Here is a 23,640-nt window from a genome sequence, read left to right as displayed (position 1 = left end):
CGGGCGCGCTGATTCGCGGGTCCCGTGCCGATGCGGAACAATGTGGGGCATGCAGCAGATCGGCACCGAGAACCCGTCCCGTCAGAGCCCTCACGCAGCCTCTGGGCGCACGGGGCTGTGGATCTCGCTGATCGGGATCGCGGCGCTCGTCGTGATCTTCGTGGTGGCCCTTCTGCAGGCGGCCAACGAGAGCTCGCTGCTCGGCTGGATCCTGGCCGGCATCGCCGCCGGCTGGCTGTTGATCGCCGCGTTCGTGCTGTGGTCGGTGCGCAAGGCGGCCCGCTTCGGCGCCCGGCAGATGGAGGAGGCCCAGCGCACCGCGCAGCGAGCCTTCGGACGGGCCCCGGCCGCCACGCAGAGCGCGCCGGCTCCGAGCCGCTCGATCACCGATCAGAAGATCGAGCACTCGTTCCAGATCATCATGGTCCAGACGCGCGTGATCTCCGCGAATCTGCCCGCGGCAGACGGCTCGAACCCGGGAGATCGCGCCCAGGTCGACCGCGCTCTGGATACGATCGCGGTGACCGCCTCGAACGGCATGGGCATCGTGCAGGACTCCGCCGCTCCGGTGGACGGCGACATCGTCGACTGAGCGGTGCAGCGTAGCTCGGAGGCAGCAGGACGCTCCGGGCCGCAGAGCCGGCAGGCCCCGGCCGGGACCGAGGACTCGGAGGAGGCCGCCGGGCGTTCGAGCAGACCCCATGAACGGACGCAGACCACGAGAGGAGCGCCGGTGAGCGCAGAGACCACCGCACAGCCCGCAGAGCAGGAGGGCGCCTCCGTGCCCCGCGAGCAGCTGCTGCGCATCGCCAGCATGAACGTGAACGGCATCCGGGCCGCGTACAAGCGGGGGATGGCCGAGTGGCTGGCCCCGCGCGACGTCGACGTCCTGTGCCTGCAGGAGGTCCGTGCCCCCGACGCGATCGCCCGCGAGCTGCTCGGCGAGCAGGAGTGGGAGATCCACCACCAGGAGGCCGAGGCCAAGGGCCGCGCCGGAGTGCTGACCGCGGTGCGCCGCGGCGCCCATGGCGGAACCCTGAGCCCGGAGGCGCGCCGCGAGGGCCTGGGCGACGGCCTGAACGACTCCGGGCGCTGGGTCGAGGACGACCTGCGGCTGCCGGACGGCTCGCTGCTCACCCTGGTCTCCGCCTACGTCCATTCGGGCGAGGTCGAGACTCCCAAGCAGGTCGACAAGTACGCCTTCCTGGAGGCCATGCTCACCCGCCTGCCGGAGCTGGCCCAGAACGCGGACCACGTGCTGGTCGTGGGCGATCTGAATGTGGGCCACACCGAGCTGGACATCAAGAACTGGAAGGGCAACGTCAAGAACTCGGGCTTCCTGCCGGAGGAGCGAGCCTACTTCGACCGGTTCTTCGGCGACCTCGGCTACGTCGACGTCGCCCGCCGCCTGGCTGGCGAGGTCCCGGGCCCCTACACATGGTGGTCCTACCGCGGCAAGGCCTTCGACACCGATGCCGGCTGGCGCATCGACTACCACATGGCCACCCCGGCACTCGCAGAGCGTGCCGTGCGGGCCGTCGTGGACCGCGCCGAGAGCTACGACACCCGGGTCTCGGACCATGCCGCGCTCGTGGTCGACTACCGGCTCTGACCGCGGGTCGGGAGCAGACCCGAGCCCCCAGCACCGAATCATCCGCGACGACGGGCCCCGTCGTCCTCGCAGCAGAGAGAAGCACCGCTCGTGACCACCGCAGACACCCCGACCGCCAGCACCAGGCCCCGCGTCCTGTCGGGGGTGCAGCCCTCGGCCGATTCGCTGCACCTGGGCAACTACGTGGGCGCCATCCGCAACTGGGTGTCCATGCAGGACGGCAGCGACTGCGTGTTCTTCGTGGCGGATCTGCACTCGATCACCGTGCCGCAGGATCCGGCGGAGCTGGCCCAGCGCACCCGCGTGACGGCCGCGCAGTACATCGCAGCGGGCATCGACCCGGAGCGCTCCACGCTGCTGGTGCAGTCGCACATGCCGGAGCACAGCCAGCTCGCCTGGGTGCTCAACTGCATCACGGGTTACGGCGAGGCTGCGCGCATGACGCAGTTCAAGGACAAGTCCGCCAAGCAGGGCGCGGACTCCACGAGCGTGGGCCTGTTCACCTACCCGGTGCTGATGGCCGCCGACATCCTGATCTACCAGGCCGATCAGGTCCCCGTGGGAGAGGACCAGCGCCAGCACCTCGAGCTGACCCGCAACCTGGCCCAGCGCTTCAACCAGCGCTTCGGCGAGACCCTTCGCGTGCCGGAGCCGCGGATCATGACGGAGACCGCCAAGATCTACGACCTCCAGAACCCCACGGCCAAGATGTCCAAGTCGGCCGAGTCGGAGAACGGCCTGATCCGCCTGCTGGACCCGGCCAAGAAGAACGCCAAGAAGATCAAGTCGGCCGTGACCGACGACGGCGCCGAGATCCGCTTCGACCGCACCGCCAAGCCGGGGGTGTCCAACTTGCTGACCATCTACTCGTCCCTGACGGACCGCCCGATCGACGACATCGTGGCCGACTACGAGGGCAAGATGTACGGCCACCTCAAGGTGGACCTGGCCGAGGTCGTGGCCGAGACCCTGGATCCCATCCAGTCCCGCGCCCAGGAGCTGCTCGACGATCCCGCCGAGCTCGATCGCATCCTGGCCCGAGGGGCGCAGAAGGGACACGAGATCACCTCGCGGACGCTGTCCGAGGTGATGGACGCCGTCGGCTTCCTGCCGCCGGCGCGCTGAGGGCCCTTGCCCAGCTCGGCTCGCGGCCAGGGGCCGCCGATCGACCCGGAGGAGGAGGGGGCGCGCCGCCCACAGGCAGGCGCGCAGTCCTACGTCCTGGAGCCGCCGGCCGTCCCTCCGGCGGCAGTGGACCGCGACGGGCTGCGCCGTGAGGCCAAGAGGCAGCTGTCGATCCTGCGCCTGAAGCGGCGGCAGGGGGCCGGTCTGCTCTCTCAGCTCGGCAGCGTCTTCGGCTGGGCTCTGGCCTCGGTGTGGACCCTGCTGCCCGGTCGGCTCGTGATGCACTACCTCTTCCACGGCGGGCCCCTGATGGCCGCGGGGCTGTCCTACAACATGCTCTTCGCCTCCGTGGCCGTGCTCGTGATCGGCTTCGCGATCATGGGCCGCTGGCTGGGCTCGGACTCCGAGTTCCGGGACCTGGCGATCGACGCGGTGGAGCAGTCGGTGCCGGGGCTGCTGAACTCCGGGCATGGGGGCCTGATCCCGGTGTCCATGCTGGAGACCACTCAGCAGTTCACCGTCACCTGGATCGTGGGCGCCGCCATCCTGGGCTTCACCGCCTGGCGATGGGCTGCGGGGATCCGGCTGTCGACCCGGCGGATGTTCGAGGTCCCTCCTTCACGAGGAGCTCCGGCCGCGGCGGTGCCGCGGGACATCGTGGGGCTGCTCGTGCTGGTGATGGTGCTGTCCGTCTCGCTGGTGCTCAACGCCGAAGCGGCCGGCGCCCTGCGCCTGCTCGAGGACCAGGTGGGGCAGGTGCCGGTGCTCAGCCCCCTGGTCCGCTTGATGGACGGCGAGGTCGCCTACGGGGCAGCCACCGCGGTCGGGGTCGGAGCCGATGCGCTCATGCTGTTCCTGATGTACCGGGTGGTCGCCCAGCTCAAGCCGTCGTGGTGGGTCATGACCTGCATGCTGATCCTCGGCGCCGGCGGGAACTACGTGCTGCGCGAGGTCGGCGGGCTGGTCATCCAGGCCATGACCTCGAGCCCGTACCTGCTCTCGATCGCCATCACCGTGGGCGTGCTGCTGTGGTTCTACTTCTTCAGCCAGATCATTCTGGTCTCGGCGGCCTTCGGCGCCCTGGTCCAGGCCGACACCCATGGCGGGCATCCGCAGCCGGTGGGGGAGACCCGGGCCGTGGCCGCGGTCGCGGTGGCCACCCTCGACGACGTCCGCGCCCACGAGCGCGGCCTGCTCTGACGCACTGCTGCCCGCTGCAGCTCCTGCGGGGAGCCTCCTCGCGCTCGGTGCGGCCTCTGCGCCCCCTTCGCTGCCCCGCTGCTGCGCGCCCCGTCGATGGGGGGCGTCGTCGCCGATGCCGCACCTGCGCAGCCCCTCAGCGCTGACGGGCTGCCGTCCTGCGGGGCCTCATCCGGTCGGATCCGCGGAGGCCGCAGAAGCGCCGTCGATCACCGCTGAGGGGCTGCGGTGGTGCGGCGTCAGCTCGCCGGGCCGGCTGACGGCGGCGCTGAGATCGCCGGGGAAGCGACGAGCCCCGTCGGTTCGTGGACCGACGGGGCTCGTCGTGCGTCTGAGCGGCCGCTGGGGCGCTGCTCTGCGGGAGATCACATGGAGGTGGCCAGCGCGGCCTGCTTCACCTCGGCGATGGCCTTCGTGATCTGGATGCCGCGGGGGCACGCCTCGGTGCAGTTGAAGGTCGTGCGGCAGCGCCACACGCCCTCCTTGTCGTTGAGGATCTCCAGACGCATGTCTCCGGCCTGATCGCGCGAGTCGAAGATGAAGCGGTGTGCGTTCACGATCGCCGCGGGGCCGAAGTACTGGCCGTCGGTCCAGAACACCGGGCAGGACGACGTGCACGCGGCGCACAGGATGCACTTGGTGGTGTCGTCGAAGCGGGCCCGGTCCTCGGGGGACTGGTAGCGCTCGTACTCGGGCTCGTTGTCCTCGTTGATGAGGAACGGCATGACCTCGCGGTACGACTGGAAGAACGGCTCCATGTCGACGATCAGGTCCTTCTCGCAGGGCAGGCCCTTGATCGGCTCGATAGTCAGCGGCTTGGACAGGTCCAGGTCCTTGAGCAGCACCTTGCAGGCCAGGCGGTTGCGGCCGTTGATGCGCATGGCATCCGAGCCGCACACGCCGTGCGCGCAGGAGCGGCGGAAGGACAGCGAGCCGTCGATCTCCCACTTGATCTTGTGGAGGCAGTCCAGCACGCGGTCGGTGCCGTACATGGTGACGTTGAACTCTTCCCAGGTGACCTCGGAGGAGAACTCGGGGTTGTAGCGACGGATGCGCACCGTGACGTCGAAGGACGGAATCGACTCCGACTGGGTGCTCTCGTCGGTCTTCTCAGCAGCGGCAGTGGACATCAGTACTTGCGCTCCATCGGCTCGTAACGGGTGAAGATGACGGGCTTGGTCTCCTGGCGGATGCCAGCGGTCTCCGAGGACGGGTCGTCGTAGACCATCGAGTGGACCATGAAGTTCTCGTCATCACGATCGGGGAAGTCCTCGCGGGCGTGACCGCCGCGGGACTCCTTGCGGTGCAGAGCGGCCACGGACATGACCTTGGCGAGCTCGAGCAGGAAGCCCAGCTCCACGGCCTCGAGCAGATCCAGGTTGTAGCGCTTGCCGCGGTCCTGGATCGAGATGCGGGAGTAGCGCTCCTGCAGCTTCTCGATGTCCTGCAGGGCCTGCCAGATGGAGTCATGGGTGCGGAACACCTGCATGTTCATGTCCATGGTGTCCTGCAGGTCCTTGCGGATGGCGCCGACCTTCTCCTCGCCGTGATCCGAGCGGGCGTTGTCCAGCAGCGCCTCGGTGCGCGCCGTGGCGTCGTCGGGGATCGGCAGGAACTCGGCGCGCTCGGCGTACTGGGCGGCGAAGATGCCGGCGCGCTTGCCGAACACATTGATGTCGAGCAGCGAGTTGGTGCCCAGGCGGTTGGAGCCGTGCACGGACACGCAGGCGACCTCGCCGGCGGCGTACAGGCCGGGGATGGTCTTCTCGGAGTTCTCGAAGACCTCGCCCTTGATGTCCGTGGGGATCCCGCCCATGCAGTAGTGGGCGGTGGGGAACACCGGGATGGGCTCGTGGTACGGCTCCACGCCCAGGTAGGTGCGTGCGAACTCGGTGATGTCCGGCAGCTTCTCGTCGATGTGCGAGGGCTCCAGGTGCGTCAGGTCGAGCAGCACGTAGTCCTTGTTCGGGCCGCAGCCGCGGCCCTCGCGGACCTCGTTGGCCATCGAGCGGGCCACGATGTCGCGGGGCGCGAGGTCCTTGATGGTGGGGGCGTAGCGCTCCATGAAGCGCTCGCCGTCCGAGTTGCGCAGGATGCCGCCCTCGCCGCGGGCGGCTTCGGAGACGAGGATGCCCAGGCCGGCCAGGCCCGTGGGGTGGAACTGCACGAACTCCATGTCCTCCAGCGGCAGGCCGCTGCGGAAGGCGATGGCCATGCCGTCGCCGGTCAGGGTGTGCGCGTTGGAGGTGGTCTTGAAGACCTTGCCGGCGCCGCCGGAGGCGAACACGACCGACTTGGACTGGAAGACGTGCAGCTCGCCGGTGGCCAGCTCGTAGGCCACCACGCCCGCAGGACGGCGCCCCTCGGGGGTGTCCACCATGATCAGGTCGAGCACGTAGAACTCGTTGTAGAACTCGATGTTGTGCTTGATGCAGGCCTGGTAGAGGGTCTGCAGGATCATGTGACCGGTGCGGTCAGCGGCGTAGCAGGCGCGGCGCACGGGGTTCTTGCCGTGGTCGCGGGTGTGTCCGCCGAAGCGGCGCTGATCGATCTTGCCCTCGGGCGTGCGGTTGAACGGCAGACCCATCTTCTCGAGGTCCAGGACGGCCTCGATGGCCTCCTTGGCCATCACCTCAGCGGCATCCTGGTCCACCAGGTAGTCGCCGCCCTTGACGGTGTCGAAGGTGTGCCACTCCCAGTTGTCCTCCTCGACGTTGGCCAGGGCGGCGCACATGCCGCCCTGCGCCGCGCCAGTGTGGGAGCGGGTGGGGTAGAGCTTGGTGAGAACCGCGGTGCGGGCGCGCTGGCCGGATTCGAGGGCCGCGCGCATTCCAGCGCCGCCGGCGCCGACGATCACGACGTCGTACTTGTGAACCTGCATTCCAGTGTTCTTTCTGTTGGGTGTTCGTGGGAGGAGCTGCGGCGGCGGACGGTCAGCTCGCGGTGCAGAAGCTGGCCAGCAGCTCGGGATCCGCGCCGGCGGGGCAGGGCTCGAAGGTGAAGATCACCATGGTGCCGAGCAGGATCGTGAAGGCGACGGCGACGAAGAGCGCGATCTTGAGCCAGAAGCGGACGCCGCTGCGCTCGGCGTAGTCGTCGATGATCGTGCGCATGCCGTTGCCGCCGTGCAGCAGGGCGAGCCACAGCAGCAGCAGGTCCCAGACCTGCCAGAACGGGTTGGCCCACTTGCCTCCGACGAATCCGAAGTCGATGGCGCGGACGCCGCCCTCGGGGGCGATCAGGTTGACGAAGAGGTGGCCGAACACCAGGACCAGCAGCACGACGCCCGAGATGCGCATGTAGAGCCATGCCAGCATCTCGAACTTGCTGCGCCCGGACGTGGACCGGTTGTATTTGACGCCGGCGACCTCGCGGTCGTTGCTGCGAGGGACGGCGATCTTGGACTTCAGCGGAGTGCTCATGTGTGTGGATCCCCTCGCGATCAGTGGATGAACATGTGGTACACGTGGACGATGGCGAACGGCACCATCACGACCAGCCAGGCGATGGCCACCGCCCAGAAGAGCTTCTTCTGGTGGTTGGCGCCGTTCGACCAGAAGTCGACCAGGATGATGCGCACGCCGTTGAAGGCGTGGTAGACGATGCCCGCCACCAGGCCCATCTCGCCGATGCCCATGATCGGGTTCTTGTAGGTCGCCATCACGGCGTTGTAGGCCTCGGGATCCACGCGGACCATGGCGGTGTCGAGGACGTGGACCAGGAGGAAGAAGAAGATGCCCACGCCGCTGATCCGGTGGGCCACCCACGACCACATTCCGAATCCTCCGCGATAGAGGGTGCCCGATCCGATCTTCCCGGCGGATTCCGGCCGGGTCCGGACCGCGGGTGCTGTGGTCGCCACGATGTGATACCTCCCTGTATCTCCTCAGGCCGATTGCCCGTTCGGGATCTCGGCGGGCGCGCGTGCGCGCCGACGGCCGAGCGCCTGAGGCGTGTTGCATGGAATTGTCAGCGGATTCACGGGTCACACTACCAGTCGGATGTCTGGGAAGCGGCCACTTGGCGACGAGGTGTCAGCGTCCTCACGCGGCGGTTTCGCGCGGTTCTCACAGCTGCTGAGGGCTCCTGCAGGGCCCGGCCGGACTCCTGAGCGCTCAGCACGCCCGCACCCGGAGCCTCGCCGAACGGTGGACGGCCCGGCAGGGTGGCGCTGGGCCGGGCGGCGCGCCCCGGGCGATAGCATGCGATCCGTGACGGAACCTCTTGAGCATTTCCACCCCTTCATCCCCGCCGGCGGCGTGGGGTCCCGGCTGTGGCCCCTCTCGAGGGCGGACGCGCCCAAGTTCCTGCTGGATCTCACCGGCTCGGGCTCGTCCCTGCTGCGCGCCACCTACGAGCGCCTGGCGCCCTTGAGCCGCGGCTCCATCATGGTCGTGACCGGACGCAGCCACGCCGGGGCCGTGAGCCAGCAGCTGCCGGAGCTGTCGTCCGAGGACCTGGTCCTGGAGCCGTCGCCGCGCGATTCCGGGGCTGCGATCGGGCTGGCCAGCATCCTGCTGGAGCGCCGCGATCCAGGAGCCGTGATCGGCTCGTTCGCCGCAGATCACGTGATCGAGCCCGCGGATGTCTTCCAGGAGGCCGTGCGTGAGGCCGTGCTGACCGCCCGCACCGGCAAGGTCGTGACCATCGGCATCCGCCCGACCGCTCCGTCGACCGGCTTCGGCTACATCAAGGCCGGGAAGCCCCTGGACGTCGACGGCGCGCCGTCGGCCCGCGACGTCGAGCAGTTCGTGGAGAAGCCGGATGAGGGCACCGCCCGCTCCTACGTGGCCAGCGGCGACTACCTCTGGAACGCCGGCATGTTCGTGGCCCCGGCGGCCCTGATGATGCAGCACCTGCAGACCAACGAGCCGGAGCTCTTCTCCGGGCTGTCCGAGATCGCCGATGCCTGGGGCACCGAGGATCAGGACGAGGTGATGGCCCGGGTCTGGGAGCAGCTGCCCAAGATCGCGATCGACTACGCCGTGGCCGAGCCGGCGGCGGCGGTCGGGGATGTCGCCGTGGTTCCGGGGTCCTTCTCCTGGGACGACGTCGGGGACTTCGCGGCCATGTCCCGGCTGAACCACCCGCGGGAATCGGACGACGTGGCGGTGCTGGGCGAGAACCCGCGCGTGCTCGTGGACAGCTCCTCCGGGATCGTCGTCTCGGACACCGGACGGGTCGTCGCGCTGATCGGCGTCGAGGACATCGTCGTGGTGGACACGCCCGACGCCCTGCTGGTCACCACGCGCGAGCACGCCCAGCGTGTCAAGGAGACCGTCAACTCCCTGAAGGCCGCTGGCGACACCGACGTCCTCTGACCAGGACCCTTTCTCCGGCGCGCGGCCTCCTCCGGGCGGCCGCGCGCCGTGGTCCGTCGGCTCGCGGCTGCGCCGTATCCTGAGGCAATGTCCGATTCCCCCGCCGCGAGCACGTCCAGCAGCGAAGCCCCCCGGCACCGGTTCGACGACGGCGGCCAGGCCCTGTCGATCGCGCCGTTCGTCCGCCGCTTCCTGCCGCACCTGATCGAGTTCCGCCGCGACCTGCACTCGCACCCGGAGCTGTCCTACCGGGAGCACCGCACGACCGACCGGCTGATGGCCGAGCTCGAGGCCGTCGGCCTGGAGCCGGTGCGGCTGCGCAGCACGGGCTGCTATGTGGACATCGGGACCGGCGAGCTGTCGGTCGCGCTGCGAGCGGATATCGACGCCCTCCCGATCCAGGAGGCCACGGGTCTCGAGTTCTCCTCGCAGAACCCCGGGGTCGCGCACATGTGCGGTCACGACATCCACACCACCGTGATGCTCGGCGTGGCCACCGTGCTGGCCGATCTGAACCGCACCTCGCCGCTGTCCGGGCGGGTCCGCGTCGTGTTCCAGCCGGCCGAGGAGCAGCTGCCCGGCGGCGCCCTGACCGTGATCGAGCAGGACGTCCTGGAGGGGGTCCCGCGGATCTTCGCGCTGCACTGCGAGCCCAAGGTCGACGTCGGCCAGGTCGGCACCCGCATCGGGGCGATCACCTCGGCCTCGGACACGGTGCGGCTGCGGCTGTCCGGAGCGGGCGGTCACACCTCGCGCCCGCACCTGACGCAGGACCTGGTCTTCGCCATGGCCCAGATCGCGATCAACGTCCCGGCGATCCTCTCGCGCCGCATCGACGTCCGCTCGGGCGTGCAGGTGGTCTGGGGCGAGATCGGAGCGGGCGTGGCCCCCAACGCCATCCCCTCGGAGGGCACCCTGGCGGGGACCATGCGCTGCCTCGACGCCGAAGCCTGGCACCAGGCCGGAGAGCTGCTCGACCAGGTCGTCGGGGACGTCGCCGCGCCGTACGGCGTGGAGGTGGACCTGGAGCACGTGCGGGGCGTCCCGCCGGTGGTCAACGGCGAGCTGGAGACCACCATGATCGAGAACGCCGCCCGCGCGGAGCTCGGCGAGGACGCCGTGGTGCTCGTGGAGCAGTCCATGGGCGGCGAGGACTTCGCCTGGTACCTCCAGGAGGTCCCCGGCGCCATGATGCGCCTGGGCACCCGCACCCGAGGGGGCCAGACCCACGATCTGCACCAGGCCGACTACATCGCCGACGAGGACGCCATCGCCTGCGGCATCCAGGTCATGGCCAGCACGGCCCTGCGCGCCGTGGCGCACCACGTGAGAGAATCCGCCCTCCGCTGATCGCTCGTCCCCTCTGCACCGGAAGAACCCGGCCGCTGCGACTCCAGCCGGATGCTCGAAGACTCCCTGGGCATCGAGGTGCGCACCGAGGAGTCGGGCTCGCCCCGGGAGTCCGAGCAGCTGCTGAAGGAGATGGCCGATCCGGCCGGCGGCTGCGACCTGGTGGTCGCCATGGGCTCCACGCTCGTGGAGCAGGTCGAGGCGGCCGCCGAGCGCCATCCCGATCAGGACTTCGCGATCATCGACGACGACTCGATCCATCTGCCCAATGTCCGCACGCTGGTCTTCGACGCCTCGCAGCCCGGGTTCCTCGCCGGATACGCTGCCGCCTGGGCCACCGAGACCGGGCGCGTGGGCGCCTTCGGAGGGGAGGACATCCCCGAGGTCCACGACTTCCTCGACGGCTACGCGGCCGGGATCGAGCACTGGAACGAGGTCCACGACGACGACGCGCTGTTCGTGTGGGTCGACGTGGACGGCTGGGAGGTGCTGCCCGATGAGCAGAGCACTCGGCAGCTGACCTCGGTGCGCAAGGAGGTGGGCTCCGCCGTCGCCGATGTGATGACCCAGTACGCGACTGCCGGGGCTGAGGCCGACGACTACACGGGGACCCTGGCCAACCGGGGCGTCGCTCTGGGGGACTTCCATGATCAGGCGCAGCGCGTGGACGAGCAGACCACCCAGGAGCTGAGGCAGCTGCGCCAGCAGATCATCGAGGGTCGGCAGCCGACCCGACCCGGCGCGGGAACGTAGACTGCAGGCGATCGCCCTCCCCACAGCACCCGGAAGCAGCCATGTCCCTCCGCCGTCCCGTGCCAGCCGCCTGCGCGGTCGGTCTGAGCGCGCTCGCGCTCAGCGCCTGCGGCGAGCTGTCGGAGGACTCCGGGCTCGGCGCGGCGGAGGAGGCCACCGTCTGCATGGTGGCCGATGGAGAGGGCTTCGAGGACCTCAGCTTCCATCAGAGCGCGCACCAGGGGCTCGAGCATGCGGCCCGTGACACGGGGGTCTCGACCCGTGAGTCCGTGGTGGGCTCGGATGCCGAGTCCGCCCCTGCGCTGCGCTCCATGGTCCAGAGCGGCTGCGACCTCACGATCGCCAACGGGCAGCCGTTGTCGCAGGTCGCCCTGGAGGTCGCCGCCGAGAACCCGCAGGCCGCCTTCGCGACCGTGGACGACTCCGCAGGCGAGGGCCTCGGCAATGTCAAGCCGCTGAGCTTCGACTCCGGCACCGCCGCGTTCCTGGCCGGCTACCTGGCCGCAGGCACCACCGAGACCGGCACGGTCGCAGCCTTCGGGGGCGAGGACATCCCCCGGGTGAGGCTCGTGCTCGACGGCTTCGCCGAGGGCGTCGAGCACTGGAATGAGCAGAAGGACGACGACGTCGAGCTGCTCGGCTGGGACCGGCAGGAGCAGGAGGGCACCATGCTCGGCTCGTTCAAGGACGTCGAGGGCGCCCGGGAGGTCACCGAGGGCTTCCTGGACAACGGCGCGGACATCGTCCTGCCGGCCGCCGGAGGCGCCTCCGAGGGCACTGCGCAGGCCGTGGCCGCCACGGGTGAGGGCACGGACCAGGCGCTGTTCATCTGGATCGACACCGACGGCTACGACGTCCTGCCGGAGGCCCAGCGATCGCACCAGCTGACCTCGGTGCTCAAGGACCTCACAGGGCCCGTGGAGTCGCTGGTGCGCGACCTGGAAGACGGTGAACTCGATCTGGACCCCTACGTGGGGACCCTCGAGAACGGGGGAGTGGGCATCGCCGATCACCACGACCAGCAGGAGCGCGTGGGCCCGGAGCTGGCCGCCGAGGTCGCCGGGCTGCGCCAGCAGATCATCGACGGCGAGCTGGAGATCGAATCCCAGGAGGACGCCGGCTGAGGCGTCATGGCCGGGCCCGCACAGCACGGGGCGCGGCCGTCGAGACGAGGAGGAGCAGGAGATGACCGAGAGCATCGAAGGCGCACGGCTGGAGGAGCTGATCGCCGAGCAGCCCTGGGCGGGGCTGATCGAGGAGGCCCGCCGGGCCATGCAGCACGCCTATGTCCCGTACTCCCGCTTCAAGGTGGGGGCGGCCGCGCTCGTGGACGACGGACGCGTGGTCTCCGGGTGCAATGTCGAGAACGGCAGCTACGGGCTCACGCTGTGCGCCGAATGCGGCCTGGTCAGCGCCCTGCACGCCAGCGGCGGCGGACGGCTGACGCACTTCGTGTGCGTCGACGGCCAGGGCTCGGTGCTCATGCCGTGCGGCCGCTGCCGCCAGCTGCTGCACGAGCACGGCGGGGATCAGCTGCAGCTGCTCACCGTGAGCGGGCTGCGCACCATGGACCAGGTCCTCCCGGACGCCTTCGTCCTGTGAGCGCGCAGCAGCAGTCCCCGGTCCGCGAGCCTTTCGCTGCCGTGGACGTCATCCGGGCCAAGCGGGACGGGGGTCGGCTGGATGAGCCGCGGATCCGCTGGGCCGTGGACGCCTACGTCCGCGGGGTGCTGAGCGAGGAGCAGATGGCCGCCCTGGCCATGGCGATCTGGTTCCGGGGCATGGATCGGGAGGAGACCTCGGCCTGGACCGAGGCCATGATCGACTCCGGCACCCGCCTGGACTTCACCGGGCTGCGCCGCGGCGGGCGAACGCTGCCGACCGTCGACAAGCACTCGACCGGCGGCGTGGGGGACAAGACCACCCTGCCGCTGGCTCCGCTCGTGGCCGCCCACGGGGTCGCCGTCCCGCAGCTGTCGGGCCGCGGCCTGGGGCACACCGGCGGCACCCTGGACAAGCTCGAGGCCATCCCCGGGTGGACGGCAGAGCTCACCCACGACCAGCTGCTGGCGCAGCTGCAGGACGTGGGCGCGGTGGTGTGCGCGGCCGGCGGGGATCTCGCTCCGGCCGATCGCCGTCTCTACGCGCTGCGCGACGTCACCGCCACGGTGGACTCCATCCCGCTGATCGCCTCGTCGATCATGTCCAAGAAGATCGCCGAGGGCGCCGGCGGCCTCGTGCTGGACGTCAAGGTCGGCTCCGGCGCGTTCATGAAGGACCGCGGATCCGCGGAGCAGCTGGCCCGGACCATGGTCGGTCTCGGCCACGACGCCGGCCTGCCGACCTCCGCGGTGCTCACCGACATGTCCGCCCCTCTGGGCCGAGCCGTGGGCAACGCCTGCGAGGTGCAGGAGTCCCTCGAGGTCCTGGCCGGCGGCGGTCCGGCCGACCTGGTCGAGCTCGTGCTCGAGCTGGCCCGCCGGATGCTCGCCCTGGCCGGAGTGGACGACGATCCCGCCGACGCGCTCGCCGACGGCCGCGCCATGGACTCCTGGCGCCGCATGATCGCAGCGCAGGGCGGCGACCCCGATGCCGAGCTGCCGCGGGCGCGGCACGAGCAGGAGGTCGTCGCGGCAGAAGGCGGAACGGTGCAGGGCATCGAGGCGCTCGGCATCGGCACGGCCAGCTGGAGCCTGGGCGCCGGGCGCGAGCGCAGCCAGGACCCGGTCCAGGCCGGAGCCGGAGTGCTCCTGCACGTGGAGCGAGGCCAGCCGGTCCGGGCGGGGCAGCGCCTGGCCACGCTCATGACGGACACCCCGGAGGCCTTCGAGCGCGCCGAGCAGCTCGTGCTCGGGGCGATCTCGGTGGGCCCCGACCGGCCGCAGGCCTCGAGTCGGGCCGACGTGGTCCTCGGAGTCGTGGAATTCGAGGACTTGTGAGAGACGACTTGTAGTCTGGTGGCAGACAGTGCCGGCGGTGCGCCGATCCGGCGGAACGAGACTGACGACCTGGAGGACATGATGGGACTTTTCAGCAGGAAGCAGACCCCCGAGAGCGAGCCGCGCACAGCGGACGCGGATGTCCAGCAGACGCAGCCTCGCGGCGCTGAGACCGCTGCCGCGGGCCAGCAGCTGCCGGAGTCCGGCCCGCTGCGCAGCCTGGTCGACGGCCTGCTCGTCGACGGCGCCGAGCGCGCCAAGCTGACCCTGGTCCAGCGCGGCTCGACCATGAGCTACCAGTCCGAGCGCGCCGCGGCCGACGGCTCCCCGGAGACCGATTCCGGCGTGGTCGACCAGGCCTCGCCCCTGTTCGACGACGTCGCCGCCCTCTACACCGAGTCCATGAACTCGTCCACGGGCGCCTGGCAGACCGTCGTGATCACCGCGGCCGCACCGGAGGCCGATGGCCGATCCGTCACCGTGGACTACGACTTCCCGGCCGCCGAGCACCGCACGGAGCAGTACCGGGTCGCCAGCGGCTCCGCGCAGGCCGGTGCCGCCGCGCAGGGCCCGCTGGGCGATTCCTCGCAGGGCGGCGCCAGCACCGGGGCCACCGCAGCGGGTGTCGGCGCGGGGGCCGGCGCCGGTGCCGGAGCTGCTGCGGCCGCCGGCGGCCGCGACCAGTCGGCTCCGCTCGGGCAGGATCAGGCCGGCACGGCCGAGCCCGCCGCTGAGCAGCGCGACCTGGGCGCCGAGTCCCGCGAGGACCGTCGCCGCGACTCCGAGGCCCTGAGCCGCGAGCCGCAAACCGTCCAGGACACCGAGGCCCGCACCCCCGAGGCACGGACCCAGGAGGCTCGTCCTGCTGAGGCACGGGCCGCTGATGCTCGGGGCACCGAGGCAGCAGCATCCGAGACCTCGGGCGCCGAGGCGCGCCCCGTCGAGGCCGAGCAGCGCTCCGCGGGTGCCGGCGTCGCCGGCGCCGCGGCCGGTGCCGGCGCGGCAGGCGTCGTCGCCGGCTCGGAGCAGCGGCGCGTGCCCGAGGGCCAGCTGACCGACAACGGCACGGTCGACAACCTCGCGCCCCGCCAGCAGGGCCAGGAGCCGATCGAGGTGGACCACGAGGTCCAGGAGTCGGTCGCGCGCACGGCGGGCCACCAGTCCGCCGCGAGCTCGGGCACGAGCGAGCAGCACGCGGGCACCTCCGCAGCCTCGCAGGCCCAGGGCGAGCAGATCCCGGCGCACGTCGATCACGACGAGTGGCGCGATGACAGCGGCGCCCGGCGCTCCCCGGCAGCCGCGCCCACGGGTGCGGCAGCCGCGCACTCGGTGTCCAGCCGGGACGGCTCCGGCGCCCCCACGGTCGCCAGCGGCGCCGATGTGGCCCCGTCGTACCGCGCCGCGGAGCAGGCAGCGGGCGGCGAGGACCTGGCCCAGGGCAACAAGGTCCTGTCGCAGAAGGACATCGCCCGCCGCGTGGCCGGCGCGCAGAAGCGTCTCTTCGGTGCCGACGGCTCCGCCCGCGACGTCTCGACCGTGCTGATCCGCGTGCGCACGCTGGGCACCTACTACGACGCCCTGACCCACGTGCGCCAGGGCGGCTTCTGGGACCAGCGCTCGACCTTCGACCTGATCCCCGAGGAGGACCTGCAGGTCCAGGCCCTCAAGCAGGACTCGTACGTCGAGGGCGAGGGCGCCCCGCTGGCGATCATGTTCCGCTTCCGTCCGGGCATCCCCCCGGAGGTCTCCTTCGACTACGACGACGAGGAGGCGTTCGTGCGCTACGAGAACCGCCTGCCCTCGCAGAACTACGTCGAGGAGCTGCGCATGTACCCGCGCACCGGGGCGAACATCCCGCAGCACGTCAACGACGCCCTCCAGGATTGGAACTACTGATCCCATGACCCAGATCCCGAGCACCGGCCCCGCCGGTCAGCGCGGGAGCCAGGACCCCGTCGGCTCGGCCGGCGGGGTCCTGCGCTCCCTTCCCAAGATCAGCCTCCACGATCATCTCGACGGCGGCCTGCGCCCGCAGACCCTGCCCGAGCTCGCCGAGGCCGCGGGGACCGAGCCGCCCGCTGACTCGGCCGCCGAGCTCGAGCAGTGGATGCGCGAGTCCGCGGACTCGGGCTCGCTCGAGCGCTACCTGCAGACCTTCTCGGTGATCCTCGAGGTCCTGCAGAGCGCCGAGGCCCTGCGTCGGGCGGCTCGCGAGGCCGTCGAGGACCTCGCCGCCGACGGCGTGATCCACGCCGAGCTGCGTTGGGCCCCCGAGCAGCACGTGGCCGGCGGTCTGAGCCTCGGCCAGGCCGTCGACGCCGTCAGCGAGGGCCTGCAGGAGGGCGTGGTCGCGGCCGCCCAGCAGGGCCTGGAGATCTCCGCCGGGCAGCTGCTGTGCGCCATGCGCCAGGCCGACCGCAGCCTCGAGATCGCGCAGCTGACCATCGAGCGCTTCTCCCCGGACGAGCCCGGCGGCGTGCTGGGCTTCGACCTGGCCGGGTCGGAGGAGGGCTTCGCGCCCAGCCGGCACCAGGAGGCCCTGGACCTGCTGGCGCGCAGTCTGGTGCCCGTCACCCTGCACGCGGGCGAGGGCGCCGGCCTGGACTCCCTTCGCTCGGCGGTGGTCGACGGCCGCGCGCTGCGCCTGGGCCACGGCGTGCGCCTGGTCGAGGACGTGGCGCTGTCGGACGCCCCGGACGACGACGTCTCGATCGAGCTCGGCGAGCTGGCCCAGTGGGTGCGCGACCGCGGCATCGCCCTGGAGGTCTGCCCGCGCTCGAACAGCCAGACCGGTGCGGTCGCAGGCTGGAACCCTCCGCACAACCTCGTGCGCGTCCTGGGCCCCGGCACGCAGCGCCATCCGATCGGCTTCCTGCACCGTGCGGGCTTCCGCGTGGTGGTCGGGGCGGACAACCGGCTGGTCTCGGGCACGGATCTCACGACCGAGCTCGGCGAGCTCGTGGCCCTGCACGGGTTCTCGCTGGATGACCTCGAGACCCTGCAGCGCAGCGCGGCCCAGTCGGCCTTCCTGCCGCTGGATCAGCGCGTGGCCCTCGAGGCGCGGATCGGAGCGGAGTTCGACGCCGTGCGCGGATCGGGCATCCCGCTGGGCCTGGGGGACATGATGGCCGCTCATGAGGCCGAGGCCTCCGAGGGCACCTGGTGAGCGAGGACGGATCGGGGGCGGCCTTCGAGCGGCTGCTGGCGATCATGGACCGTCTGCGCTCGCCCGGCGGCTGCGCGTGGGACGGGCGCCAGAGCCACTCCTCGCTCGTGAAGCACCTGATCGAGGAGTCCTACGAGGTCGTCGAGGCCGTCGAAGCCCCCGGCGGGCCGGAGGCCCACCGCGACGAGCTCGTGGAGGAGCTCGGCGACGTCCTGCTCCAGGTGGTCTTCCACGCGAGGATCGCCCAGGAGCGCAGCGCGCAGCAGGGCGGGTTCGACATCGACGATGTCGTGGCGGGGATCAGCGAAAAGCTCGTGCGCCGTCACCCCGAGGTCTTCGCCGACGGCCAGAGGGCCGAGGCCTCGGACGATGCCGCCCTGCACGCCCGGTGGGAGGAGCTCAAGCGGGCCGAGAAGCCCCAGCGCACCGGCCCGTTCGACGGCGTGCCGCCGGGGCTTCCCGCCCTGCAGCGCACCGAGAAGATCCTCTCGAAGGCCAGGCGCCACGGACTGGAGCCGCAGAGCCCCTCGGAGCCGGACGAGGACCGCCCGCGCACTCAGGAGCAGCTGGGGCAGGCCCTGTTCGAACTGGTGCGCCAGGCCTCGTCGGACGGACTGGATGCCGAGCGCGCCCTGCGCGAGCACAGCGCCCGGTGGGTCCGTCAGCGCGATCCGGCACGGCTCCCGCAGGACTGAGCGGAAGCACAGGCAATAATGATGTTCGTGACAGGGCCTTCTCGATAGGCTCGTCAGCAGAAGCACCGGGTCCTGGCGGGACGCCTCGGCCCGTTTCCGCAGCACCGATCGAAGGAGACCTTCCATGGCCATGATCATCGACGTCCACGCACGTCAGATCCTCGATTCCCGCGGCAACCCCACGGTCGAGGTCGAGGTCCGCCTCGAGGACGGCAGCTTCGGTCGCGCGGCGGTGCCCTCGGGCGCCTCCACCGGTGAGCACGAGGCCGTCGAGCGCCGCGACGGCGACAAGAACGTCTACCTGGGCAAGGGCGTCCTGGGCGCGGTCGAGGCCGTGAACGAGGAGATCGCCGAGGCCGTCATCGGCATGGAGTCCACCGACCAGCGCCTGGTCGACCAGGCCATGCTCGAGCTCGACGGCACCCCGACCAAGTCCAAGCTCGGCGCCAACGCCATCCTGGGCGTCTCGCTGGCCGTGGCCCGCGCCTCGGCGGAGGAGGCTGACCTCCCGCTGTACAAGTACCTGGGCGGCCCCAACGCGCACGTGCTGCCGGTGCCCATGATGAACATCCTCAACGGCGGCTCCCACGCGGACTCCAACGTGGACATCCAGGAGTTCATGATCGCCCCGATCGGCTTCGCCACCTTCTCGGAGGCCCTGCGCGCCGGCACCGAGGTCTACCACGCGCTGAAGTCCGTGCTGAAGGACCGCGGCCTGTCCACCGGGCTGGGCGACGAGGGCGGCTTCGCGCCCGACCTCGAGTCCAACCGCGCTGCCCTGGACCTGATCATGGACGCCATCAAGAAGGCCGGCTACAAGCCGGGCGAGCAGATCGCGCTGGCGCTGGACGTCGCCTCCTCCGAGTTCTTCGACAAGGGCTCCTACACCTTCGAGGGCGGCAAGAAGTCGGCCGATGAGATGGCGGCCTACTACGAGCAGCTCGTGGCCGACTACCCGCTGGTCTCGATCGAGGACCCGCTGGACGAGAACGACTGGGACGGCTGGGCCAAGCTCACCTCCTCGGTCGGGCAGAAGGTCCAGCTCGTGGGCGATGACCTCTTCGTCACCAACCCCGAGTTCCTGGCCCGCGGCATCCGCGAGGGCGTCGGCAACGCCCTGCTGGTCAAGGTCAACCAGATCGGCTCCCTCACCGAGACCCTGGAGGCCATCACCCTGGCGCAGACCAACATGTTCCGGTGCATGGTCTCCCACCGCTCGGGCGAGACCGAGGACACCACGATCTCGGACATCGCCGTGGCCACCAACGCCGGGCAGATCAAGACCGGCGCCCCGGCGCGCTCGGAGCGCGTGGCCAAGTACAACCAGCTGCTGCGCATCGAGGAGGCCTTGGGAGACGCCGCCTCCTACGCCGGCGTCTCGGCCTTCCCGCGCTTCTCGGCCTGAGAGCGCGGGTGAACGGCTGAACGCAGCCGCCCGCACATGGACCGCCGTCGTCCTCCTGACTCGGGAGGGCGGCGGCGGTCCGTCGTCGCGGGGGCAGGCGCTGCCTCGTCGGTGCCGAGCGGGGTCCGAGCGTGCCACTAGACTGGGCCCGCTCGCTCGTCGAACGCGCGTCCCGCAGCCCTCGCACCGGAGGGGACGCCCCGAGCACGCAGACCGTCGCAGAGCCAGGAGCAGCATCCGTGTCCGATCACCGCACCGAGGACCGCGCGCCGCGGTCCGAGCGCGGCTCCGAGCCGGATCCGGCCGAGCGCGACGAGGCCCCCGCGCGCAGCCTGAGACGCTTCACGACGTCGTCGGGCAGCCGTCGCCTGCTGTGGGTCGTGGCGATCGTGCTGTTCATCGTCTTCCTGGCCGCCCCCACGACCAAGATCTACCTGGACCAGCAGGCGGAGATCGCCGAGCTGGAGGCCAGCATCGAGGAGAAGTCCGCCGACCGGGATGCCCTGCAGGACGAGCTCGAGCTGTGGGAGAACCCGGACTACGTCGAGCAGCAGGCAGGGGAGCGGCTGATGATGGTCGAGCCCGGGCAGCGCTCCTACCTGGTGGTCGGCGCCGACGAGGTCGGCACCGGGGCCGCGGACACCTCTGCCGTCGAGGAGTCCGCCAGCAGGCCGGCCTGGGCCGATGCCCTGTGGGGCTCGCTCAAGGACTCCGCCTGGCCGCAGCGCGCCGAGGACTCCGCCGACAGCTTCCCCGAGCTCGACGAGGCGCAGGAGGACCCGTCCGCCTCGCCGTCGCCCACCACCGAGACCACCGAGTGAGGACCCCCGTGAGCGAGCAGAGCACCAGCAGCGATCAGCCGCGCCCGGATCTGGAGCAGACCGTCTCCGGGATCGCCCCGGCCGGTGTGGACGTGGCCGAGCCCCGCGGCCTGAACTCCACGGCCGCCAACCGCCGCCCGCAGGAGCTGGACCTTCAGGTGCTGGCCCGCCAGCTGGGCCGTCCCGTGCGCGATGTGGTGGAGATCCCGGCCCGGTGCGCCTGCGGCAACCCGCTCGTGGCGGCCACCGCTCCGAGGCTGTCCGGCGGCACGCCGTTCCCCACGGTCTACTACCTGGCCCACCCCGTGATCACGGCCGCCGTCTCGCGGCTGGAGGCGGAGGGAGCCATGTACGGGATGACCGACCGCCTGGGCGAGGACGAGCAGCTGGCGGCGTCCTACCAGCGCTCGCACGAGGACTACCTGGCCCGGCGCGAGCGCATCGGCGCCATCGCCGGCTCGGGGGAGGTCCCGGAGATCGACGGCATCTCCGCAGGCGGCATGCCCACCCGCGTGAAGTGCCTGCACGTGCTGGTCGGACACTCGCTGTCCGCGGGACCCGGCGTGAACCTGCTCGGCGACGAGACGCTCGAGCTGATCGCCGACACCTGGTCCCCGCAGATCTGCCGATGCGATCCCGCCTGGCGCGAGTCCTGAGCACCGCCCCACCCCCTGAAGAGCCCGAGTACACCGAGGAGCCCCCATGCGCGTCGGAGCCATCGACTGCGGCACCAACTCGATCCGCCTGCTGATCACCGAGGCGGCCGACGACGCCGTGGGCGCCTCCCCGGCCGAGATCGAGCTGAACGAGCTCGTGCGCACCAAGGAGATGGTCCGTCTGGGCCAGGGCGTGGATGCGACAGGCTGGCTGGCCCAGGAGGCGCTGGAGCGCACGTTCGCGGCCGTCGACGGCTTCGCCCGCCTGCTCGATGAGCACGCCGTGGACTCGGTGCGCTTCGTGGCCACCTCGGCCACGCGCGACGCCGGCAATCGGCACGTCTTCGTGGACGGCATCCGCTCGCGCCTGGGCGTGGCCCCCGAGGTGATCTCGGGCGAGGAGGAGGCGGCCCTGTCCTTCGCGGGGGCCACCATGGTGGCCGCTCCGGAGTCCGAGGACGATCGCACGCTTGTCGTGGACCTGGGCGGCGGCTCGACCGAGCTCGTGCTCGGCAGCTCGGCGGGGATCCTGGCCTCGCGCTCGCTGAACATCGGATGCGTGCGCATGACCGAGCGCCACCTGGGCTCCAACCCGCCCACCGAGGCGCAGCAGCGCGCGGTGCTGGCGGATGTGGACCGCGCCCTGGACTCCGCGGCGCTGACCGTCTCGCTGGGCCAGACCCGGAAGATCGTGGGCGTGGCCGGGACCGTCACCACCATCACCGCACTGGCCCTGGGCCTGGAGGACTACGACGAGCAGCGGATCAACGGCGCCGAGCTGCCGATCTCCGATCTGGAGCGCACCTGCCGCGAGCTCACCGCCATGACCCGGGAGCAGCGCGACGCCCTGGGCGTCATGCACCCTGGGCGCGGCGACGTGATCGGCGGCGGCGCCCTGGTGTGGGGGCGCGTGCTGCAGCGGATCGCCGAGGCCACCGACGGGCGTGTGAGCACCGCCACCACGAGCGAGCACGATATTTTGGACGGCATCGCACTGTCCCGCCTGTCCACCATCCCCCAGAAGGCTCCGCTGGCCTGACGTCCCCGGTGCGCCTGCCGACCCGGATCCGCTTCGCGGAGTCCACGAAGGACCTGACCATGAGCCCCTCAGCCTCCGAGCGCACCTCCGGCAATGGAGGGCGGGGCCCGGTCCGCACCGCCGTGGCGCTGAGCGCCTCCGTCGTGCTGAGCGGGATGCTCACCAGCGCGGTCATCGCCGGCCCCGTCCAGGCCACCGAGGAGACCCCGGTGCCGGATGGCCCCGCGCCGTCGGTGCCGGTCACGGACCCGTCGGACGTGCCGGTGCCGGAGCCCTCGCAGCCGGCCGAGTCCACCGAGATCTCCGAGTCGCAGGCCCGCGCGGACGAGTACTGGCTCGATGAGTACGGCGTCCGCGACGCCTGGAAGGCCTCGCGCGGGGAGGGCGCCACGATCGCGATCATCGACACCGGCGTGGACGGCTCGCACCCGGACCTCGAGGGGGCCGTCTCCGGGGGAGCGGACGTCTCCGGCATCGGGGCCGCGAACGGCCAGGAGCCGCTGGGGGCGGATCCCGATCACGGGACCATGGTCGCCTCCGTCGCGGCCGGGCGCGGCCACGGCGCCGGTCACGCCGAGGGCATCATCGGCGTGGCCCCCGAGGCGGAGATCCTGGCCGTGTCGACCGCGCTGGGAACCGATGAGGCCGGCGTGCGCTCGACCGACGAGCAGATCCCCGACGCCGTGCGCTGGGCCGTCGACAACGGCGCCGACGTGATCAACATGTCCGTGGGCTCCCCGCAGCAGTCCTGGCCCGAGTCCTGGGACTCGGCGTTCGCCTACGCGGAGGAGAAGGACGTCCTGATCGTGGCGGCGGCAGGCAACCGCGGAAACGGCCTGGTGCAGGTGGGCGCTCCGGCGACCATCCCCAGCGTGCTGACCGTGGGCGGGGTGGATCAGGACGGGCAGGCCGGCTGGGAGTCGTCGTCGCAGGGGATCTCGATCTCGGTGGCGGGTCCGGCGGAGGAGCTCGTGGGAGCCACTTCGGGAGACGGCTATGCCAGCTGGACGGGCACCTCCGCCTCCGCCCCCATCGTGGCGGGCACGGCAGCCCTGATCCGCTCGGAGCATCCTGAGCTCAGCGCCGACGAGGTGGCTCACCGGATCACGGCCTCGGCCGAGGACGCGGGCGAGCCCGGCAAGGACCCGCTCTACGGCTACGGGATCCTGGACGTGAACCGGGCGGTGACCGCGGACCTGCCGGAGATGGAGGACTCTCCGCTGGGCTCCATGGAGCAGTGGATCGAGGTGCATCGCCGTCACGACAGCCAGCCGAGCGCCTCGGCAGCGACCTCCGGGCCGCCGCTGACGGAGGATGTGACGGTCGAGGCGGAGGCTCCGGAGCCCGTCGAGCCGCTGAACTCGACCGGGATGCTGCCGATCTTCGTGCTGGCCGGATTCGGGCTGCTGGTCGCCGCGATCACGATCGGGGCGGTCCGGCACATCCGTTGGCTGCTGCGCCGCGGATGAGGCCCCGCACCTCTCGGCGAGCCCCTCGTGAGGGCTCCCGACCGGGCGACGGATGAGATGTGCGTGAACTCTCGAGACGCACGGGGGAG

At 71.2% G+C, this 23,640-nt stretch carries 22 protein-coding genes; 18 read left to right on the top strand and 4 right to left on the bottom strand.

All coding sequences use genetic code 11. From position 1 onward, the window contains the following. Nucleotides 1-49: 49 nt before the first annotated feature. The 4 genes from FFS25_RS04365 (at nucleotide 50) to FFS25_RS04350 (ending at nucleotide 3,937) form a co-directional block, all read left to right on the top strand. Nucleotides 50-592, top strand: a complete 543-nt coding sequence (locus tag FFS25_RS04365) for a hypothetical protein (protein ID WP_137802064.1) — start codon at nucleotides 50-52, stop codon at nucleotides 590-592. 189 nt (nucleotides 593-781) lie between these two features. After that, nucleotides 782-1,612, top strand: coding sequence for an exodeoxyribonuclease III (locus FFS25_RS04360; RefSeq protein ID WP_259903484.1), 831 nt, complete (start codon nucleotides 782-784; stop codon nucleotides 1,610-1,612). Nucleotides 1,613-1,702: 90 nt separating this feature from the next. Further along, nucleotides 1,703-2,737, top strand: a complete 1,035-nt coding sequence (gene trpS, locus FFS25_RS04355; protein ID WP_053446949.1) for a tryptophan--tRNA ligase — start codon at nucleotides 1,703-1,705, stop codon at nucleotides 2,735-2,737. A 6-nt stretch (nucleotides 2,738-2,743) separates the two neighbouring features. After that, nucleotides 2,744-3,937: a YhjD/YihY/BrkB family envelope integrity protein gene (locus tag FFS25_RS04350; protein ID WP_137802063.1), complete on the top strand. Its 1,194-nt coding sequence runs from the start codon at nucleotides 2,744-2,746 to the stop codon at nucleotides 3,935-3,937. A gap of 365 nt (nucleotides 3,938-4,302) precedes the next feature. Here the strand turns inward: FFS25_RS04350 and FFS25_RS04345 are convergent, their stop codons facing one another. From FFS25_RS04345 to sdhC, 4 genes are read right to left on the bottom strand one after another with little or no spacing between them, the layout of a single operon-like run. Next, a complete protein-coding gene (locus FFS25_RS04345; RefSeq protein ID WP_006215512.1) occupies nucleotides 4,303-5,067 on the bottom strand; it encodes a succinate dehydrogenase iron-sulfur subunit in 765 nt (254 codons plus the stop codon). Beyond that, on the bottom strand, nucleotides 5,067-6,818 hold the full coding sequence (gene sdhA / locus FFS25_RS04340; RefSeq protein ID WP_137802062.1) for a succinate dehydrogenase flavoprotein subunit: 1,752 nt from the start codon (nucleotides 6,816-6,818) through the stop codon (nucleotides 5,067-5,069). The genes FFS25_RS04345 and sdhA overlap by 1 nt, the downstream gene beginning before the upstream one ends. Nucleotides 6,819-6,870: 52 nt before the next feature. Beyond that, a complete protein-coding gene (locus tag FFS25_RS04335; RefSeq protein ID WP_058871411.1) occupies nucleotides 6,871-7,359 on the bottom strand; it encodes a succinate dehydrogenase hydrophobic membrane anchor subunit in 489 nt (162 codons plus the stop codon). 20 nt (nucleotides 7,360-7,379) lie between these two features. Then, entirely contained in the window at nucleotides 7,380-7,748 is a 369-nt protein-coding gene (gene sdhC, locus FFS25_RS04330) for a succinate dehydrogenase, cytochrome b556 subunit (protein ID WP_259903483.1), read from the bottom strand. 391 nt (nucleotides 7,749-8,139) lie between these two features. Here sdhC and FFS25_RS04325 point away from each other — a divergent pair, with 391 nt between their 5' ends. The 14 genes from FFS25_RS04325 to FFS25_RS04260 all read left to right on the top strand — a co-directional run bounded on the left by FFS25_RS04325 (nucleotide 8,140) and on the right by FFS25_RS04260 (nucleotide 23,551). Next, nucleotides 8,140-9,258: a mannose-1-phosphate guanylyltransferase gene (locus FFS25_RS04325; protein WP_058871410.1), complete on the top strand. Its 1,119-nt coding sequence runs from the start codon at nucleotides 8,140-8,142 to the stop codon at nucleotides 9,256-9,258. Nucleotides 9,259-9,345: 87 nt separating this feature from the next. Then, nucleotides 9,346-10,608 (top strand): amidohydrolase, encoded by a 1,263-nt coding sequence (locus FFS25_RS04320; protein WP_082676939.1) that lies wholly within the window; start codon nucleotides 9,346-9,348, stop codon nucleotides 10,606-10,608. A gap of 51 nt (nucleotides 10,609-10,659) precedes the next feature. Beyond that, on the top strand, nucleotides 10,660-11,361 hold the full coding sequence (locus FFS25_RS04315) for a BMP family ABC transporter substrate-binding protein (protein WP_137802061.1): 702 nt from the start codon (nucleotides 10,660-10,662) through the stop codon (nucleotides 11,359-11,361). Between the two features lie 41 nt (nucleotides 11,362-11,402). Beyond that, a complete protein-coding gene (locus tag FFS25_RS04310; RefSeq protein WP_137802060.1) occupies nucleotides 11,403-12,485 on the top strand; it encodes a BMP family ABC transporter substrate-binding protein in 1,083 nt (360 codons plus the stop codon). 61 nt (nucleotides 12,486-12,546) lie between these two features. Beyond that, nucleotides 12,547-12,963 (top strand): cytidine deaminase, encoded by a 417-nt coding sequence (locus tag FFS25_RS04305; protein ID WP_024289054.1) that lies wholly within the window; start codon nucleotides 12,547-12,549, stop codon nucleotides 12,961-12,963. Next, the gene (locus tag FFS25_RS04300) at nucleotides 12,960-14,300 is read left to right on the top strand and encodes a thymidine phosphorylase (RefSeq protein WP_249933770.1); all 1,341 of its coding nucleotides are present in this window, start codon (nucleotides 12,960-12,962) and stop codon (nucleotides 14,298-14,300) included. The genes FFS25_RS04305 and FFS25_RS04300 overlap by 4 nt, the downstream gene beginning before the upstream one ends. Before the next feature lie 78 nt (nucleotides 14,301-14,378). After that, entirely contained in the window at nucleotides 14,379-16,196 is a 1,818-nt protein-coding gene (locus FFS25_RS04295) for a hypothetical protein (protein WP_137802059.1), read from the top strand. Nucleotides 16,197-16,200: 4 nt separating this feature from the next. Then, a complete protein-coding gene (locus FFS25_RS04290; protein WP_137802058.1) occupies nucleotides 16,201-17,466 on the top strand; it encodes an adenosine deaminase in 1,266 nt (421 codons plus the stop codon). After that, entirely contained in the window at nucleotides 17,463-18,161 is a 699-nt protein-coding gene (locus FFS25_RS04285; protein ID WP_058871405.1) for a MazG family protein, read from the top strand. Before FFS25_RS04290 ends, FFS25_RS04285 begins: the two co-directional genes overlap by 4 nt. A gap of 124 nt (nucleotides 18,162-18,285) precedes the next feature. Continuing rightward, nucleotides 18,286-19,566 (top strand): phosphopyruvate hydratase, encoded by a 1,281-nt coding sequence (gene eno, locus FFS25_RS04280; RefSeq protein WP_137802057.1) that lies wholly within the window; start codon nucleotides 18,286-18,288, stop codon nucleotides 19,564-19,566. Between the two features lie 239 nt (nucleotides 19,567-19,805). Next, a complete protein-coding gene (locus FFS25_RS04275; RefSeq protein ID WP_058871403.1) occupies nucleotides 19,806-20,387 on the top strand; it encodes an FtsB family cell division protein in 582 nt (193 codons plus the stop codon). 92 nt (nucleotides 20,388-20,479) lie between these two features. After that, complete coding sequence (locus FFS25_RS04270) at nucleotides 20,480-21,043, top strand: DUF501 domain-containing protein (RefSeq protein ID WP_375543934.1); 564 nt, start codon at nucleotides 20,480-20,482, stop codon at nucleotides 21,041-21,043. 46 nt (nucleotides 21,044-21,089) lie between these two features. Further along, entirely contained in the window at nucleotides 21,090-22,082 is a 993-nt protein-coding gene (locus tag FFS25_RS04265) for a Ppx/GppA phosphatase family protein (protein ID WP_137802056.1), read from the top strand. A 59-nt stretch (nucleotides 22,083-22,141) separates the two neighbouring features. Beyond that, entirely contained in the window at nucleotides 22,142-23,551 is a 1,410-nt protein-coding gene (locus FFS25_RS04260; protein ID WP_137802055.1) for a S8 family peptidase, read from the top strand. Nucleotides 23,552-23,640: the final 89 nt, after the last annotated feature.

The sequence above is a fragment of the Kocuria sp. 2SI genome, assembly GCF_005502825.1.
In the GTDB taxonomy this organism is placed as follows: Bacteria; Actinomycetota; Actinomycetes; order Actinomycetales; family Micrococcaceae; genus Kocuria; species Kocuria palustris.
Note: the sequence above shows the minus strand (reverse complement) of the source record. Positions and strands in the feature narration are given on the sequence as shown.